Source organism: Oleiphilus sp. HI0080 (genome assembly GCF_001635135.1).
Genome location: NZ_LWFU01000116.1, coordinates 1 through 238 on the forward strand (window position 1 = coordinate 1; position 238 = coordinate 238).

At 47.1% G+C, this 238-nt stretch carries 1 protein-coding gene; it reads left to right on the plus strand.

Features of this window, described 5'->3' with window-relative positions:
* A partial coding sequence (locus A3751_RS01445) for a LysE/ArgO family amino acid transporter (RefSeq protein WP_156492166.1) occupies nt 1-232 on the plus strand: 232 nt, incomplete at its 5' end.
* Nucleotides 233-238 lie beyond the last annotated feature (6 nt).

The window sequence follows — 238 nt, forward strand, 5'->3', positions numbered from 1 at the left end:
ACACGTTTATCTGGATACTGTTTTTCTCCTTGGCGCGATTTCTGTTCAATATGGAGAGCAGCAACATCTTTTTGGTATCGGCGCGGTGTGTGCATCCTTCGCATTTTTCTTTTCACTCGGCTACGGTGCCCGCATACTGCGTCCTATATTTGAAAAACCAAGTGCATGGCGCATGCTCGACTTCATTATCGGTATCGTCATGATCGCGTTGGCCGTCAACTTACTGCTTTAGGTGCTT